This window comes from Alicycliphilus sp. T452 (genome assembly GCF_054512775.1).
Genome location: NZ_JBTNEH010000014.1, coordinates 20,608 through 35,898, shown reverse-complemented (window position 1 = coordinate 35,898; position 15,291 = coordinate 20,608). Strand labels below are relative to the sequence as shown.

The window sequence follows — 15,291 nt, the reverse complement described above, 5'->3', positions numbered from 1 at the left end:
ACTGCAGCGGCTACTGCTTTTACGCCCCCGCTTCCATCGCCTGGCCGCCGGTAGACGAGCGCCGCGCCTTCGGCGGTGGCCGCAGCGATGCCGATGTGCTTCATGCGTGAAGCTGCTCGAACGGCAGCTGCTGCTTGACCAGGATGACCGTGCATGGCGCGTCGCGCGCCACGCGGATCGGCACGGTGTCTATGAAGCGCTGCAGCTGCAGTCCGTGCGTGGCCGCGCCCAGGATCATCATGCTCACGCGGTTGCCCTCGGCGTAGCGCACCAGGGCCTGGGCCACGTCGCCGGCTTCCAGCACGTGGTAGCTGGCGCTGTGGCGCGACAGGTCCAGCCCCGCGGCCCATTGCTTGAGGCGCGCCAGGTGGGTGCGGTGCAGCATGGTCTCGCTGCGCGCGCTGTCCGACGTGCTGCTGGCCGAGGGCGAGATCACCGTCACGCAGGCCAGGCGCGCGCCGGGGCGTATGCCCAGCGAGCGGGCCGTGGCCTCGCGCAGCGAGTACAGCGTGGCGTCGGTCACGTCGTCGTGCGGCACGGCCACCATGAGGATGGGCACCTCCTCGATCTGGCGCGCGGGCAGCGGGCTGGGCTGGTAGTGCATGCCCGCGGCCTTGATCCAGCGCTTGAAATGCACGGCCAGGCCCGGCCCGCGCAGGCGCCGCCCGCGCTCGGTGATGGGCACCTGCTCGGGGTTGGCCAGGTCGAAGGCGAGGTGCGCGGCCGAGGGGTAACGCTGCGCGGCCTCGGGTTCCAGGCAGCGCAGGATCACCTCCTGCAGCCATTCGGGCAGGTCGGGGCGGTGCTGGCGCGGCGGCGCGGGCGTCATCCACAGGCGCTGGCGCATGCCGCCCTGGGTGGCGGGCGCGCCGAACGGCAGCTCGCCCGTGGCCATCTCGTAGAGCATGACGCCGATGGCGAAGATGTCGCTGCGCAGGTCGCCGCGCACGCCCACGACCTGCTCGGGCGCGATCCAGGTGGGCGAGCCCACGGCCTTGCGCATCTCCTCGGCCAGCAGGTCGGGGTAGTGCGCATGGCAGGACAGGCCGAAGTCCAGCAGCACCACGCTGCCGCCTTCGCGCAGCAGCACGTTGGCGGGCTTCAGGTCCAGGTGGCACACGTTCTGCTGGTGGATGCTGTGCGCGGCCAGGGCCACGGCGCTGCCGATGCGGGCGATGTCGGCCGTGTCCTGCAGCGCGTCCTCGGGCGTGCGCGTGCGCGGATGCTGGTCCAGCCAGTGCTGCAGCGTCTGGCCTTCCACGTATTCCATGACCAGGTAGGGCAGGCGCATCAGGTCGCCCGCGGCCACGAAGCGCGGCGCGTGGTGGCCCGACAGCGTGGGAAGGATGGTGAGCTCGACCTCGAAACTCACGATGTTCTCGGCCCCGTCGCCCGCCGTCATGCGCGGGATCTTCATGGCCATGGGAAAGCCCGGGTCGCGCGCCGCATTCGCGTAGCCCACGCGGTAGATATGGGCCATGCCGCCGGCGTGGATGCACTCGTGCACCACGAAGCCGTCTATCTCGGTGCCGGGTTCCAGTAGTTTCATGCTCTACCGGCCCTTTTCCAGCCTGTCGGCAAAGAATGCCGGAAGGCCGCCGGCACGTACCGCCGCCGCGGCCGCCATATGGTCGTAGGCCACGCGCTGGAAGGTGATGGCGGCTGCGTCCGCGTCGAACAGCGCATACATGGCGCGGGTGTCGCCATCGCGCGGCTGGCCGCACGAGCCCACGATGGCCAGCCATTGCCGGTGCGGCGGCACGGGCACGGGCACGCCCGGCTGCGGGGAGAAGCGCATCAGCTTGGCCGTGGGTGTGAGGAAGTACAGCGCCTGCTCGTGCACATGGCCGCTGAACACGTAGCGGATGGCCGGGTCCATTTGCGTGGCTGCGGCCATGGAGCGTTCGGCCGCGTTGCCGTCGGCCACGTAGTGCCAGCGCTCGGGGCCGTCGGCGCTGGCGTGCACGAGCAGCGCGTCCATTCCCATGCGCGCGGTCAGCGGCAGGCCGGCCAGGAAGGCGAGCTGCTGCGCATTCAGCCGCGGGTGGGTCCATTGCGCGCTTTGCTCGCCCAGGGTCTGGGCCGTGGCGGGCGGGGCGATGGCGGCCGCGTCATGGTTGCCGCGCACGCACAGCGCGCCTTCGGCCACGAGCTGCATCACGCGGTCGAGCACCGGGCCGGGATCGGCGCCATAGCCCACCAGGTCGCCCAGCAGGGCGAATTGCCGCGCGCCGTGGGCGCGGGCATGTTCCAGGCAGGCTTCGAGGGCCGGCAGGTTGGCATGGATGTCGGAAAGCAGTGCGATCTTCATGATTCCAGCATGATGGCCCCGCCAGCTGAGCGTTGGCTTGCAAGGGGCGCTCGTAAGGACTAGGGAAAACGCGGAGGGGGTGCAGGCCGCGCAAAAAAGCCGAGCGATGCGTGCGGTGGGTGGCCATGCATCGATACCCAACCAGTATCGCAACCGGGCTAATAAATATTGGACGCCTGCAAGGGAGCTTCCAATAATCCCTGCCACTTATCAAGCAGGTGGAGAGTTGTGCATGAGGCCTTTGCAGGGGGTGCGGGTACTGGATCTGTCCAGCGTCATCTTCGGTCCGCTGGCCAGCCAGGTGCTGGCCGACTATGGCGCCGAGGTCATCAAGATCGAGCCGCCCAAGGGCGACTCGACGCGCCACACCGGGCCCGCGGCGGAGCCGGGCATGGCGGCCATGTTCCTGGGCTCCAACCGCAGCAAGAAGAGCGTGGCGCTGGACCTGAAGCAGCCCGCGGCGCAGCAGGCGCTGCAGGCCCTGATAGGCACGGCGGACGTGTTCATGCACAGCATGCGCCCGCAGAAGCTGGCAGGCCTGGGGCTTGCGCCCGAGGCCCTGCGCGCACGCCATCCCCGGCTGGTCTACGCGAGCCTGCTGGGCTTTCTGCCCGGGCCGTATGCGGGCCGCCCGGCGTATGACGACGTGATCCAGGGCATGTCGGGCCTGGCGGACCTGATGGACCGGCAAAGCGGCGAGGCGCGCTACCTGCCCACCATCGCCGCCGACAAGACCTGCGGCCACGTGGCGGCGCACGCCATCCTGGCGGCGCTGTGGCAGCGCGAGCGCACGGGGCAGGGCGCGTTCGTGGAGGTGCCCATGTTCGAGTCCATGGTGGGCTTCAACCTGGTCGAGCATTTCTACGGCCAGCATTTCGAGCCGCCGCGCTCCGCGCCGGGCTACCCGCGCGTGCTCGCGCCCTGGCGCAGGCCCTACCGCACGGCGGACGGCCTCGTGGCCATGATGCCCTACACCGACGTGCACTGGCAGCGCTTCTTTGCCGAGGTCGGCGCGCCGCAGCATGCGGGCGACCCGCGCTTTGCCGACATCGCGGCGCGCACGGCGCATATCGCAGAGCTGCTGGAGCTGGCCTCGGGCTATGTCGTGCGGCAGACGACCGCGCACTGGCTCGCCGCCTGCGAGCGGCTGGAGATTCCCGCCGCCCCCGTGGCGCGCCTGGACGAGCTGCGCAGCGACGAGCACCTGGCCGCCACCGGTTTCTTCGAGGAGGTGCAGGACCCCGCCATGGGCACGGTGCGCTTTCCCGGCGTCGGCGTGCGCTTCGATGGCCGGCGCCCGCCCGTGGCCATGCCGCCGCGCCTGGGCGAGCACACGCGCGCCCTGCTGGCCGAGGCGGGCCTGGATGCGCCGCAGATCCAGGCCCTGGTGGACCAGGGCGCCGCCATAGCGCCGCAGCCCAAGAACTGAGAAAGAGTTTCGAACATGCACGCAACGACCACCATGGACCGTACCGCTCCCCGCCTGGGCCAGGGCTTCGTCTGGCAGGACCTGCAGGTCGGCCAGCGCTTTCGCACCTTCCGCCGCACGGTCACCGAAACCGACCTCGTTCAGTTCATCGGCGTGACCGGCATGCTGGAGGCCATCTTCATCGAAGAGGGCTACGAGGGCGCGGCCATGCCGGGGCGGCCCGTGCCGGGCGCGCTGACCTACGCGCTGATCGAGGGCTTCATCCTGCAGACCATGATCCAGGGCACCGGCCTGGCCATGCTGGAGCTGCACCAGAAGATCCTGGCCCCCGTGGTGGTGGGCGACACCATCGAGGCCATGGTGGAGGTCACCGACATCCGCCCCACCTCCAGGAGCGGGCGCGCGGTGGTCACCTCGCGCATCGACGTGTTCAACCAGAACGCGGTGCAGGTCATGACCTATACCGCCACGCGGCTGCTGGCCGGGCGTGGCTGAGCACGAGCAACCCCAACCCCAACACAGGAGACACGCTTGAACAACACCATGGATTCCACACGCCCCCGTGCGCCCCGGCGCACCTGCCTGGCGCTTGCCGCATGCGCCGCGCTGGCCGTACTGGCGTCGCCCGGCGCGCATGCGCAGGCCTATCCCGCCAAGCCCATCACCATGGTGGTGCCGTTCCCGCCCGGCGGCCCCACCGACATGGTGGCGCGGGTGCTGGCGCAGAAGCTCTCGGAGCAGATGGGCCAGCCGGTGGTGGTGGACAACAAGCCAGGGGCGAACGGCAACATCGGCGGCGTGTACGTGAGCAAGGCGCCGGCCGATGGCTATACGGTGCTCTACAACACCTCGTCCATCACGCTCAGCCCGGCCTTGTACAAGAGCATGCAATACGACGTGCTGCGCGATCTGGCGCCCGTGGCGCTGACGGCGGTGGTGCCCCTGGCGCTGGTGGTGAACCCCGCGGTGCCCGCCAGCAACGTGAAGGATTTCGTGGCCTATGCCAAGGCCCACCCGGGCAAGCTCTCCTACGGTTCGGCGGGCAACGGCAACGTGACCCATCTGGCCGCATACCAGTTCGTCAAGGCCCAGGGCATAGAGGCCACCCACGTGCCCTACCGCGGCAGCGCGCCGGCCGACGTGGACCTGGCCGCGGGCCAGATCCAGTTCATGACCGACACCATCAACTCGGTGATGTCCTTCGTGAAGGACAAGCGCATGAAGCTGCTGGCCGTCACCACGGCCAAGCGCATGTCGCTGTTCCCCGACGTGCCCACGCTCGCGGAATCCGTCATGCCGGGCTTCGAGGCCGGCGCCTGGCAGGGCGTGATGGTGCCCGCCGGAACGCCCGAGCCCGTGGTGCAGCGCCTGAATGCCGAGATCAACAAGGCGCTGCAGAACCCCGGGCTGCGCGAAAAGCTCGCCGTGCAGGGGGCGGAGCCGCTGGGCTCGTCGGTGGACGAGTATGGCGCCTACCTGCGCAAGGAGCTGGCGCGCTGGGCATCCGTCGTCAAGGCGACCGGCATCACGCTCGATTGAAGGGACGCCGTGGCCCGCCTCCTCCGGCCGGAGGAGGCGGGCCGGATGGTCAGTACTGGTACACGCCGCGGCCGGTCTTGCGGCCCAGGCGGCCGGCGGCCACCATTTCCTTGAGCAGCGGGCAGGCGCGGTACTTGCTGTCGCCGAATTCCTGCAGGTACACGTCCATCACCGCCAGGCACACGTCCAGGCCGACCATGTCGGCCAGGGCCAGCGGGCCGATGGGCTGGTTGCAGCCCAGCTTCATGCCGGCGTCGATGTCCTCGGCCGTGGCCAGGCCATCGGCCAGCACGAAGAAAGCCTCGTTGATCATGGGCACCAGGATGCGGTTGACCACGAAGCCGGGCGCGTTCTTCACGGTGATGGGCGTCTTGCCCAGGCGCTCGGCCAAGTCCTTCACGGCGGCGTGCGTGGCGTCGGAGGTCTGCAGGCCGCGGATGATCTCCACCAGCGCCATCATGGGCACGGGGTTGAAGAAGTGCATGCCGATGAAGCGGTCGGCACGGCCCGTGGCGGCGGCCAGCTTGGTGATGGAGATCGACGAGGTGTTGGAGGCGAGGATGACCTCGGGCGCCACCAGCGCGTCCACCTGCTTGAGGATCTTGAGCTTGAGCTCGTAATTCTCGGTGGCGGCCTCGATCACGATCTGCGCGGTCTTCAGGTCGTCGTAGCTGGTGGAGCCCTTGATGCGCGAGAGCGCCGCATCCTTGTCGGCCGCCGTGATCTTGTCCTTCTTGATCAGGCGGTCCAGGCTGCCTGCCACGGTGGCCACGCCCTTTTGCACGGCGGCGTCGGAGACGTCCACCATGACCACGTTGATGCCCGAGACGGCGCAGGCCTGCGCGATGCCATTGCCCATGGTGCCCGCGCCGATGATGCCGACGGTCGTAATCGTCATATAACAGTCCCTTGAAAGAGTTGTGGAAGCAAAAAAACAGGCGATGCCGCGATGGTATCGGTAATTGCGCGATGGCCCGAACCGGCCGCGCGCGACGAGGGGATGGGAGCAGCGCATGCGTGACTTCGACTATGTCGTGATCGGTGGCGGATCGGCCGGCTGCGTGCTGGCGGGCCGGCTGAGCGAGGACCCCGCCGTGCGCGTGGGCCTGCTGGAGGCGGGGGGCAGCGACGACAGCGTGCTGATCCACTGCCCGGCGGGCCTGGCCGTGATGGCGCGCACGGGCCGGTACAACTGGGGCCTGCAGACCACGGCGCAGCCCGGGCTGGGCGGGCGCCGGGGCTATCAGCCGCGCGGCAGGGTGCTGGGCGGCTCCAGCTCGGTCAACGCCATGGTCTACGTGCGCGGCCACCCCGACGATTACGACCACTGGGCGGCCGCGGGCAACCCCGGCTGGGGCTGGCGCGACGTGCTGCCCTATTTCCTGCGCGCCGAGCACAACGAACGCTGGGACAACGCGTGGCACGGCCGGGGCGGGCCCTTGAACGTGATGGACCTGCGCTCGCCCAACCGCTTCAGCGCCGTGTTCGTCGATGCGGCCGTGCAGGCGGGCCACGCGCGCAACGACGACTTCAACGGCCCCGTGCAGGAGGGCGTGGGCCTGTACCAGGTGACGCACAGGAACGGCGAGCGCTACAGCGCGGCCAAGGCCTATCTCACGCCGCACCTGTCGCGCCCCAACCTGCAAGTGATCACCGGCGCGCACGCCACGCGCATTCTTTTCGAGGGCAGGCGCGCCGTGGGCGCCGAGTACCGCCAGGGCGGACGGTTGCAGCAGGTGCGGGCGCGGCGCGAGGTGCTGCTGTCGGCCGGGGCGCTGCTGTCGCCGCAGCTGCTGATGCTCTCTGGCGTGGGGCCGGCCGACGAACTGCAGCGCCACGGCATCGGCGTGCTGCACCACCTGCCGGGCGTCGGCCAGAACCTGCACGACCACCCGGACGTGGTGCAGGTCGTCGACGCGCCGCGGCTCACCGACCTGTTCGGGCTGTCGCCGCGCGGTGCGCTCAACCTGCTGCGCGGCATCCGGCAATGGCGCGCGCAGCGCAGCGGCATGCTGACCACCAACTTCGCCGAGGCGGGCGGCTTCCTCAGGAGCAGCCCCGATGAGGCCCGGCCCGACCTGCAACTGCACTTCGTCATCGGCAAGCTGGTGGACCATGGGCGCAAGACCGTGCTGGGCCATGGCTACTCGCTGCACGTGTGCCTGCTGCAGCCGCAAAGCCGCGGCAGCGTGCGCCTGGCCAGCGGCGACCCGCTGCAGGCGCCGCTGATCGACCCCAACTTCCTCGCCCACGATGGCGACATGGCGCGCATGGTGCGGGGCTTTCAGATCGGGCGGCGCATCCTGCAGCAGCCCGCGCTGGCGCAGTACGGCGGGTGCGAGGTGCCGGCGCTCGCCCGGGCGCAGACCGAGGCGCAGATCGCGCAGTTCATCCGACGGCATGCCGACACCATCTACCACCCCGTGGGCAGCTGCCGCATGGGGCCGGGGCCGCTCGGCGTGGTGGATGGCGAGCTGCGCGTGCACGGCCTGCAGGGGCTGCGCGTGGTGGATGCGTCCATCATGCCGCGCATCGTCAGCGGCAACACCAATGCGCCCACGGTGATGATCGCCGAGCGCGCGGCGGACCTGATCCGCCGGGCCGCGTGACGGCGCGCGGCGCCGGCCGGCAGCCCGTCAGGCGCGAAAGCGCCTGCGCGTCAGCGCCAGCGCCACCCAGTAGGCGGCCACGGTGGTCACGGCCACCACCAGGCCGTGGCGCAGGGGGTGGGCCGGCCACTGGTCCATGAACAGCGGGCGCACCAGCTCCACGGCGTTGGTCAGCGGCAGCCAGTCCGATGCGATGCGCACGGCCGTGGGCAGCTGCTCGCGCGGGAAGAACACGCCCGACAGGAACATCATGGGCGTGAGCACCAGCGTGAAGTAGTAGGTGAAGAAGTCGTAGCCCTGGGCCAGGGCGTTGAAGATCAGCGCGATGCTGGAGAACATGATGCCCACGGCGAGCAGCACGGGCCAGGCCACGAGCAGCTTGGGCGCGTGGCTGATGCCCAGCGCCAGCATCACGCCCAGGATGGCCGTGGCGGTGAACAGCGCCTTGAACGCGGCCCACAGCATCTCGGCCAGCAGCACGCTGTCCAGGCTGATGGGCGCGTTCATGATGCCGTCCCAGGTCTTCTGCACGTGCATGCGCGAGAACGCCGAGTACAGCGCCTCGAAGCTCGCCGCGTTCATGGCGCTCATGCAGATCGAGCCGCTGGCCAGGAACAGGATGTAGGGCACGCGCGCGCCGCCGTCGCCGCCCACCTGCACTTCGCCCACCAGCGCGCCCATGCCGTAGCCGAAGGCCACCAGCCACATCAGCGGCTCGGCGATGTTGCCGACCAGGCTGGGTATGGCCAGCTTGCGCCACACCAGCAGGTTGCGCAGGAATACGGGCCACCAGCGCAGCGACAGGTCGGGCGCGCGCCAGATGCTGGGGTCGGTCATGGGGGCCATGTCAGGCGTCCTCGCGGATCTGGCGGCCGGTGAGCTTGAGGAACAGGTCCTCCAGGTTGGCCGGCCGGTGCAGGGTGCGCAGGTGGCCGTGGCCGGCCAGGGCCTGCAGCAGCGGGCGCGCGTCCTGGGTGTAGAAGAAGACGGTCTCGCCGCTGACCTCGATGCGCCGGGCCAGCGGGCGCAGTTGCGCGTCATGGGCCAGCGTCAGCGCGCCGTTGCCGTAGGCCTCGACCACGTCGCTCTCCAGGTGCTCGGCGATCAGCTCGCGCGGCCGGCCCTCGGCGATCTTGCGGCCATGGTCCAGCACCAGCAGGCGCGAGCACAGGCGCTCGGCCTCGTCCATGAAGTGCGTGGTCAGCAGGATGGACTTGCCCTGCTGCAGCAGGCGCTGCAGCCGCTCCCACATCAGGTGGCGCGCCTGCGGGTCCAGGCCCGTGGTGGGCTCGTCGAGCAGCAGCAGGCGCGGGTCGCCCACCAGCGCGCGCGCCAGCGACAGGCGCCGGCGCATGCCGCCCGAGAGCTCGCCCGGGCGCGCGCCGGCCTTGGAGGTGAGCGCGGCGAATTCGAGCAGCGGGCCGATGCGCGCGTCCATGGCCGCGCCCTTGATGCCGAAGTAGCGCCCGAACACGCGCAGGTTCTCGGCGCAGCTGAAGTCCGGGTCCAGGCTGTCGAACTGCGCGACCACGCCCAGCTGCGCCTTGATGGCCAGCGCGTCGCGCGGCATGGACAGCGGCGCGCCGCCGCCGCCCGGGTAAAAGCGCACGCTGCCCGCGTCGGGCGCGGTCAGGCCCAGGCACATGCGGATGGTGGTGGTCTTGCCGGCGCCGTTGGGGCCTATCACGCCCAGGCATTCGCCGGGCGCGATGGCGAAGGACACGCCGTCCACCACGGTGGCGTCGCCGTAGCGCTTGCGCAGGTCCTGGGCTTCGAAGAGCACGTTCATGCGGCGATTGTGGGGGAAAGCGGTCGATTCGGGTTTTGGCAACAAAAAAGCCGCTTGCGCCCTTCTGATGGGCGCAAGCAGCTATCTATTTGATAGTTACCGGATTATGGGGCCACGCAGCTGAAGCTCTCCGCCTTGTTGGCGTCGCCCGTGCCGCCGTAGCGCGGCCAGCCCGGGTATTCGCACAGGGGACGGGTGCGGCCCGGCACGCCCGCGGTGTCGGTCACCACCTGGCCGGCGGGCGCGGTGCCGCTGCTCACCCACTGGTCCAGCGCCTTGAGCGAGTCCCAGTTGGCGTTGAAGGCCGTGCTGGCGGCGTGGCCGTAGCCGGGCACCTCGTAGTAGCGGGCGAAGCTCTTGACCGCGGCGGCGCCCATGGTCTGGACGAGCCGCTCGTAGTACTGGGCCGTGGCGCGCGTGCTGACCAGCACGTCGGCCGTGCCGTGCGCCATCAGCAGCTTGCCGCCGCGCTTGTTGAATGCGGACAGGTCGGTGCTGTTGATGTCCTGCAGCCGGGTCAGCTCCTGTATGCGTCCCGCCCACGGGCCGGGGTTCTGCGGGTCGAACGAGAGCGAATCGAAGTTCGCGTCGCGCGTCACGAAGTAGCGCACCCACTGGTCCCAGAACACGGCCCAGTACGGCGCGGTCAGCGGCGCGGGGCTGGCCGGCGCGGTGGTGTTCATGGCCAGCAGGGTGACGGTGGGCTGCAGGGGGCTGGTGCCCGTCTCGCCCAGCTCGGACCCCCAGACGTTGAAGCCGGGGTATTGCGTCTCGCCGCTGCCCAGCGGGCTGCCGAACGTGATGGGCGTGTTGTATGCATGCAGCGCCGCGATCATGGCGTCGGACAGGCAGCCGTCGTTCTCGTTGCCGCCGCTCGGGCAGCGCAGGGGCTTGCCCTCGAACTGGGCCGTGGCCGGGTCGAACTGCGCGTTGCAGGCGGCGACGTTGCTGACGACGCCGTCGGCGATGCCGTCCAGCGCGTCGCACCGGGCCATGGCCGCCTGGCGCAGCAGCTTGCGCTGGGCCAGGCTCGGGTAGGCGTCGGGCTGGGCGAAGGCGCGGCTCAGGCGGCCGAACTGCAGGTCCAGGCTGGCGGCGTTCCAGGCCGGGTACCAGGAGATGACGCCGTCCCAGTCGGCGGGCCATTTCTGCGCCACGGCCAGCGCCTCGCGCCCGCCGGTGGAGCCGCCGATGAAGTAGCGCTTGCCGGGCTTGCGGCCATAGAAGCGGGTGACGAGCACGTCGGCCACGTCGCTGGCCTTCTTGAGCGCCGCGCCGGAGAAGTTGGCCACGGCCTCGTCGTTCGTCCCGAAGCTGCCGTCGCGGCTGCCGGCGGCGCCCGCCTGGTGGCCGGAGTCGCTGGCGAACACGGCATAGCCCTGGTCCAGCAGCGGATAGGCTCCCTGGCTCGCCGGAGCCGCGGAGTAGGTGTAGAGGCTGGGGATGGTGCCGTTGTAGCCGCCGCCGCCGAGCATGACCACCTTGCCGTTCCATTCCTTGGGCAGGAGCAGCCCCATCTTGATGGGGGGCGCCGCCGCATCGACGGGCGCGATGGAGATGTTGGCCCGTATGGAGGCGGGCGGCTGGGGGCCGGAGGCGGCCGTCGGCGTCTCCACCGAGGTGACGGCGGCCCCCTTGGTGGGCAGGCCGATCTGGTCGGCGGCGACCTGCTGGTTCGCCAGGTTCCCGCTGGCGGTGTCGAAGGAAAAATGGTGCGAGCCGCCGCCGCAGGCGGCCAGCGCCAGCGCGGCACCGGCCGTGAGCAGCGCGCGCGCGCCACGGGGCCAGGGGGGGCGGATGGCGAGGGGAGTGGTCATGTGCTTGTCTCCTTGTCGTTGCACGGGGCGGGCCGTCGGCCCATGGCCATTCTGGGAGCGCCCCCGGACCGGAGACAAGCGGGGTTTTTCGTTACGTAGTTGCCCATATCCCGGAAAAACCGGCGCGCGGGCATCGGGCCTCTACTGGAACGCCACCTCGGCGAAGCTGCGCAGCTTGCGGCTGTGCAGGCGCTGCACGCCGCCGGCGCGCAGGATGTCGATGGCGCGCATGCCGATGCGCAGGTGCTGGTCGACGCGCTCGCGGTAGAAGTGGTTGGCCATGCCGGGCAGCTTGATCTCGCCGTGCAGCGGCTTGTCGGAGACGCACAGCAGCGTGCCGTAGGGCACTCGGAAGCGAAAGCCGTTGGCGGCGATGGTCGCGCTCTCCATGTCCAGCGCCACGGCGCGGCTCTGGCTGAAGCGGCGCTGGGGCATGTTGTCGGGCAGCAGCTCCCAGTTGCGGTTGTCGGTGCTGGCCACGGTGCCGGTGCGCATGATGCGCTTGAGCTGGTCCTGGGGCATCTGCGTCACGTCGGCCACGGCCTGCTGCAGCGCGACCTGGATCTCGGCCAGCGCGGGAATGGGCACCCACAGCGGCAGCTCCTCGTCGAGCACGTGGTCCTCGCGCACGTAGGCGTGGGCCAGCACGTAGTCGCCCAGCTGCTGGCTGTTCCTCAGGCCCGCGCAGTGGCCCAGCATCATCCAGGCGTGGGGGCGCAGCACGGCGATGTGGTCGGTGATGGTCTTGGCGTTGGCCGGCCCCACGCCGATGTTGACCATGGTGATGCCGCTGTTGTCGGCGCGCACCAGGTGGTAGGCGGGCATCTGAGGCAGGCGCGGCGGCGGCGTGCCGAGCCCGTCGCCGGGCGCGGGGGCCAGCCCCGCGCGGCGCGTGACCACGTTGCCCGGCTCCACGAAGGCGATGTACTCGCTGTCGGGCCTCGCCATCTCGGCATGGACCAGGCGCACGAATTCGTCGATGTAGAACTGATAGTTGGTGAACAGCACGAAGTTCTGGAACCACTCCGGCAGCGTGCCCGTGTAGTGGCGCAGGCGGTGCAGCGAGTAGTCCACGCGCGGCGCGGTGAACAGCGACAGCGGCTGCGCCGCGCCGGGGCGCGGCGTCCAGGTGCCGTTGGCGATGCCGTCGTCCATGGCGGCGAGGTCCGGCAGGTCGAACATGTCGCGCATCAGCGTGCGCCGTTCGGGGCTGAGCGTGCCCTCGATGTAGTCGTGCTCGGCGAACGAGAAATGGATGGGGATGGGCTGCCGGCTCAGGCCCACCTCCAGCTCCACGCCGTGGCTGGCGCGCAGCAGGCGGAACTGCTCGGCGTAATAGTCCGCGAACAGGTCGGGCCGTGTGAGCGTGGTCTCGTAGCACCCGGGCCCCTCGACGAAGCCGTAGGCCAGCTGCGTGGCGGCGCGCGCCACGGTGGCGATCTGCACGCGCACGTAGGGGTAGCAGGCGCGCACGTGGTTGGCGGGCGTCTCTCCGGCCACGAAGCGCTGCATGGTGTCGCGCAGGTGGCCGATCTGCTGCTGGTAGATGCGCTGCACCTGCGCCAGGGCGTCGGCGGGTTCGGCGTGGAAGGTGGGCTCGGTGATGAATGCGGGGGAGGAGGCCATGGGCGTATTGTCCATGGCGCGCCGTCACGGCGCTGTCATTGAGCAGCGCCTGGCAGCGCGTGCAGCCAGGCGCGCGTGCGCCGCACGTCCATGGGGGGCGCGATGCCGAAGCCCTGGGCCAGCTCGCAGCCCAGGCTCTGCAGCAGCTCCAGCTGCTCGGCGGTCTGCACGCCCTCGGCCACGGACTGCAGCTGCAGGCTGCGGGCGAGCTGGACGATGGCGGTGACGATGGCCACGTCGTCGCCGTCGGCCGGCGTGTCGGCGACGAAGGAGCGGTCCACCTTGAGCTTGTCCAGCGGGTAGCGCTTGAGGTAGGTCAGCGACGAGTAGCCCGTGCCGAAGTCGTCCACCGTCACGGCCACGCCCATGGCCTGCAGCGCCTGCAGCGTGGCGCGCGTGTGCTCGGCATGCTGCATGAGGGTGGTTTCGGTGATCTCGACCTCCAGGTACTGCGGCGCCAGGCCGGTCTCCTGCAGCACGCGCGCGATCTCGCCGGCCACGTCGCGCTGGCGGAACTCGATGGCCGACAGGTTCACCGCCACGGGCACCAGCGCCAGGCCCTCGTTGTGCCAGGCCTTGAGCTGGCGGCAGGCCTCGCGCAGCACCCAGCGGCCTATGGGCGTGATCAGGCCGCGCGACTCGGCCAGGGGGATGAAGTCGTCCGGCCCGACCAGGCCGCGCTGCGGGTGCCGCCAGCGCACCAGCGCCTCCAGCCCCACCAGGCGGCCGGAGGCCACCTGCACCTGGGGCTGGTAGTGCAGCTCCAGGGCGTCGTGGAACACGGCCTCGCGCAGCAGATGCTCCTGCTGCAGGACCTCCGCCGGCTGCCCCTCCATGTCCGGCGTGTAGAACAGGCGTGTACCGCGCCCGCTCTCCTTGGCCCGCTGCATGGCGGCGTCGGCGCGGCGCAGCAGCTCGTCGGGGCCGTAGCCGTCGTCGGGGAAGACGCTGATGCCGATGGAGGGCGAGGGCGACAGCTGCGTCTCGCCGATGGTATACACCGCATGGACGCGCTCGATCAGCGCGTCGGCCGCATCGGCGACGGCCGCGCGGCCGCGCAGGCCGCTCAGCAGCACCACGAACTGGTCGCCGCCCACGTGGGCCACGAAGTCCGAGTCCTTCACGCCTTCCTGCAGGCGCCGGGCGATCTCGCACAGCAGCTGGTCGCCCGCCTCGTGGCCCAGCGATTCGTTGACGGTCTTGAAATGGTCCAGGTCGATGAACAGTACGGCCGAGCGCCTGCGCCGCTCCTGCGCCGCGGCGACCGTGCGCGCGAGCTGCAGCATGAGGTGGCGGCGGTTGGGCAGCCGGGTCAGCGGGTCGTGCAGCGCCAGGAAGCGCGCGCGCTCCTGGGCCTGCTTGCGCGCCGTGATGTCGCGCACCACCACCACCCGGTACTCGTCCTGCTGCTGCGGCAGGGTCTTGCCCACGGCCTCGATGGGGATGGCGTGGCCGTCCTTGTGGCGCATGGCCAGCTCGTACGGATATTCGCGCCCGCGGCGCGTGTATTCCTGCGCCAGGGCGCGGTATTCGGGCAGCACGAAGTCGAAGAGGGAGTGCCCCACGAGCTCGGCCAGCGTGTAGCCGGTCATGCGCTGCAGGGAGCCGTTGGCGTCCAGGATCCAGCCATCGCGGTGAAAGGCCAGGCCTTCCTCGGTGGCCTCGGCAAACTTGCGCATGCGCTCCTCGCTCTGGCGCACCGCCTGCTCGGCCTCCCGGCGCTCGGTGACGTCGTTGACCAGCACCAGTATGCCCAGCGTGGCGAGCTGGCCGGCGCGCGTCTCACGCTGCGGCCGCAGGCTGAATTCCAGCACGCGCATGCGGCCGTCCGGCCCGGCCTGCTGGCACAGGTGCTGCACGGTCTCGCCCCCGAGCGCGCGCTGCACGCAGGGCAGGATCTGCTGCCAGGTCGGCTCGCCCAGGGTGTCGCGCGCCGTGGTGCCGAGCAGGTCGTCCACCGTCTGTTCCATGAAGTCGGCAAAGCGCTGGTTGGCGAAGCTGCAGCGCAGGCCCGGGGACTCGTAATAGGCCAGCATGACCGGCACGGTGTCGGCCACCAGCCGCAGCAGCGCTGCGCAGGCGCGCGAGCCCGATCCGGACAGGACGTGGTCGGAAAGGGGCTTTGCGGGCATGGGCTGTGGCCGGATGATCTACGAGCTTATAGCGCATTG

At 70.4% G+C, this 15,291-nt stretch carries 12 protein-coding genes; 4 read left to right on the top strand and 8 right to left on the bottom strand.

Translation table 11 applies throughout. The features are described from left to right. Positions 1-100: 100 nt before the first annotated feature. Both ACX12L_RS13510 and ACX12L_RS13505 read right to left on the bottom strand, forming a co-directional pair. The gene (locus ACX12L_RS13510; RefSeq protein WP_459263063.1) at positions 101-1,549 is read right to left on the bottom strand and encodes a protein kinase domain-containing protein; all 1,449 of its coding nucleotides are present in this window, start codon (positions 1,547-1,549) and stop codon (positions 101-103) included. Positions 1,550-1,552: 3 nt separating this feature from the next. Continuing rightward, on the bottom strand, positions 1,553-2,311 hold the full coding sequence (locus ACX12L_RS13505; RefSeq protein ID WP_459263062.1) for a metallophosphoesterase family protein: 759 nt from the start codon (positions 2,309-2,311) through the stop codon (positions 1,553-1,555). A 232-nt stretch (positions 2,312-2,543) separates the two neighbouring features. Here ACX12L_RS13505 and ACX12L_RS13500 point away from each other — a divergent pair, with 232 nt between their 5' ends. From ACX12L_RS13500 to ACX12L_RS13490, 3 genes are read left to right on the top strand one after another with little or no spacing between them, the layout of a single operon-like run. Continuing rightward, positions 2,544-3,740: a CaiB/BaiF CoA transferase family protein gene (locus ACX12L_RS13500; protein ID WP_459263061.1), complete on the top strand. Its 1,197-nt coding sequence runs from the start codon at positions 2,544-2,546 to the stop codon at positions 3,738-3,740. Between the two features lie 15 nt (positions 3,741-3,755). Then, a complete protein-coding gene (locus tag ACX12L_RS13495) occupies positions 3,756-4,235 on the top strand; it encodes a MaoC family dehydratase (protein WP_236598301.1) in 480 nt (159 codons plus the stop codon). 48 nt (positions 4,236-4,283) lie between these two features. Further along, complete coding sequence (locus ACX12L_RS13490) at positions 4,284-5,279, top strand: Bug family tripartite tricarboxylate transporter substrate binding protein (protein ID WP_459263060.1); 996 nt, start codon at positions 4,284-4,286, stop codon at positions 5,277-5,279. A gap of 49 nt (positions 5,280-5,328) precedes the next feature. Here ACX12L_RS13490 and ACX12L_RS13485 read toward each other — a convergent pair whose 3' ends face one another. Next, positions 5,329-6,177, bottom strand: coding sequence for a 3-hydroxybutyryl-CoA dehydrogenase (locus ACX12L_RS13485; RefSeq protein ID WP_459263059.1), 849 nt, complete (start codon positions 6,175-6,177; stop codon positions 5,329-5,331). A 115-nt stretch (positions 6,178-6,292) separates the two neighbouring features. Here ACX12L_RS13485 and ACX12L_RS13480 point away from each other — a divergent pair, with 115 nt between their 5' ends. Next, a complete protein-coding gene (locus ACX12L_RS13480) occupies positions 6,293-7,888 on the top strand; it encodes a GMC family oxidoreductase (RefSeq protein WP_459263058.1) in 1,596 nt (531 codons plus the stop codon). Between the two features lie 27 nt (positions 7,889-7,915). On the opposite strand, the gene ACX12L_RS13475 is transcribed toward ACX12L_RS13480, so the two are convergent. The 5 genes from ACX12L_RS13475 to ACX12L_RS13455 form a co-directional block, all read right to left on the bottom strand. Further along, the gene (locus ACX12L_RS13475) at positions 7,916-8,734 is read right to left on the bottom strand and encodes an ABC transporter permease (RefSeq protein WP_459263057.1); all 819 of its coding nucleotides are present in this window, start codon (positions 8,732-8,734) and stop codon (positions 7,916-7,918) included. Position 8,735: 1 nt separating this feature from the next. Beyond that, positions 8,736-9,677: an ATP-binding cassette domain-containing protein gene (locus ACX12L_RS13470; protein ID WP_459263056.1), complete on the bottom strand. Its 942-nt coding sequence runs from the start codon at positions 9,675-9,677 to the stop codon at positions 8,736-8,738. Between the two features lie 104 nt (positions 9,678-9,781). Further along, positions 9,782-11,494 (bottom strand): tannase/feruloyl esterase family alpha/beta hydrolase, encoded by a 1,713-nt coding sequence (locus ACX12L_RS13465; protein WP_459263055.1) that lies wholly within the window; start codon positions 11,492-11,494, stop codon positions 9,782-9,784. Positions 11,495-11,635: 141 nt separating this feature from the next. Then, complete coding sequence (locus tag ACX12L_RS13460; RefSeq protein ID WP_459263054.1) at positions 11,636-13,120, bottom strand: AMP nucleosidase; 1,485 nt, start codon at positions 13,118-13,120, stop codon at positions 11,636-11,638. 35 nt (positions 13,121-13,155) lie between these two features. Next, on the bottom strand, positions 13,156-15,252 hold the full coding sequence (locus ACX12L_RS13455) for a putative bifunctional diguanylate cyclase/phosphodiesterase (protein WP_459263053.1): 2,097 nt from the start codon (positions 15,250-15,252) through the stop codon (positions 13,156-13,158). Between the last annotated feature and the right edge of the window lie 39 nt (positions 15,253-15,291).

Bases quoted from the DNA above. Each gene is read 5' to 3' on its own strand.
- ACX12L_RS13510 (WP_459263063.1), bottom strand. From the start codon at position 1,549: ATGAAACTACTGGAACCCGGCACCGAGATAGACGGCTTCGTGGTGCAC.
- ACX12L_RS13505 (WP_459263062.1), bottom strand. From the start codon at position 2,311: ATGAAGATCGCACTGCTTTCCGACATCCATGCCAACCTGCCGGCCCTC.
- ACX12L_RS13500 (WP_459263061.1), top strand. From the start codon at position 2,544: ATGAGGCCTTTGCAGGGGGTGCGGGTACTGGATCTGTCCAGCGTCATC.
- ACX12L_RS13495 (WP_236598301.1), top strand. From the start codon at position 3,756: ATGCACGCAACGACCACCATGGACCGTACCGCTCCCCGCCTGGGCCAG.
- ACX12L_RS13490 (WP_459263060.1), top strand. From the start codon at position 4,284: ATGGATTCCACACGCCCCCGTGCGCCCCGGCGCACCTGCCTGGCGCTT.
- ACX12L_RS13485 (WP_459263059.1), bottom strand. From the start codon at position 6,177: ATGACGATTACGACCGTCGGCATCATCGGCGCGGGCACCATGGGCAAT.
- ACX12L_RS13480 (WP_459263058.1), top strand. From the start codon at position 6,293: ATGCGTGACTTCGACTATGTCGTGATCGGTGGCGGATCGGCCGGCTGC.
- ACX12L_RS13475 (WP_459263057.1), bottom strand. From the start codon at position 8,734: ATGGCCCCCATGACCGACCCCAGCATCTGGCGCGCGCCCGACCTGTCG.
- ACX12L_RS13470 (WP_459263056.1), bottom strand. From the start codon at position 9,677: ATGAACGTGCTCTTCGAAGCCCAGGACCTGCGCAAGCGCTACGGCGAC.
- ACX12L_RS13465 (WP_459263055.1), bottom strand. From the start codon at position 11,494: ATGACCACTCCCCTCGCCATCCGCCCCCCCTGGCCCCGTGGCGCGCGC.
- ACX12L_RS13460 (WP_459263054.1), bottom strand. From the start codon at position 13,120: ATGGCCTCCTCCCCCGCATTCATCACCGAGCCCACCTTCCACGCCGAA.
- ACX12L_RS13455 (WP_459263053.1), bottom strand. From the start codon at position 15,252: ATGCCCGCAAAGCCCCTTTCCGACCACGTCCTGTCCGGATCGGGCTCG.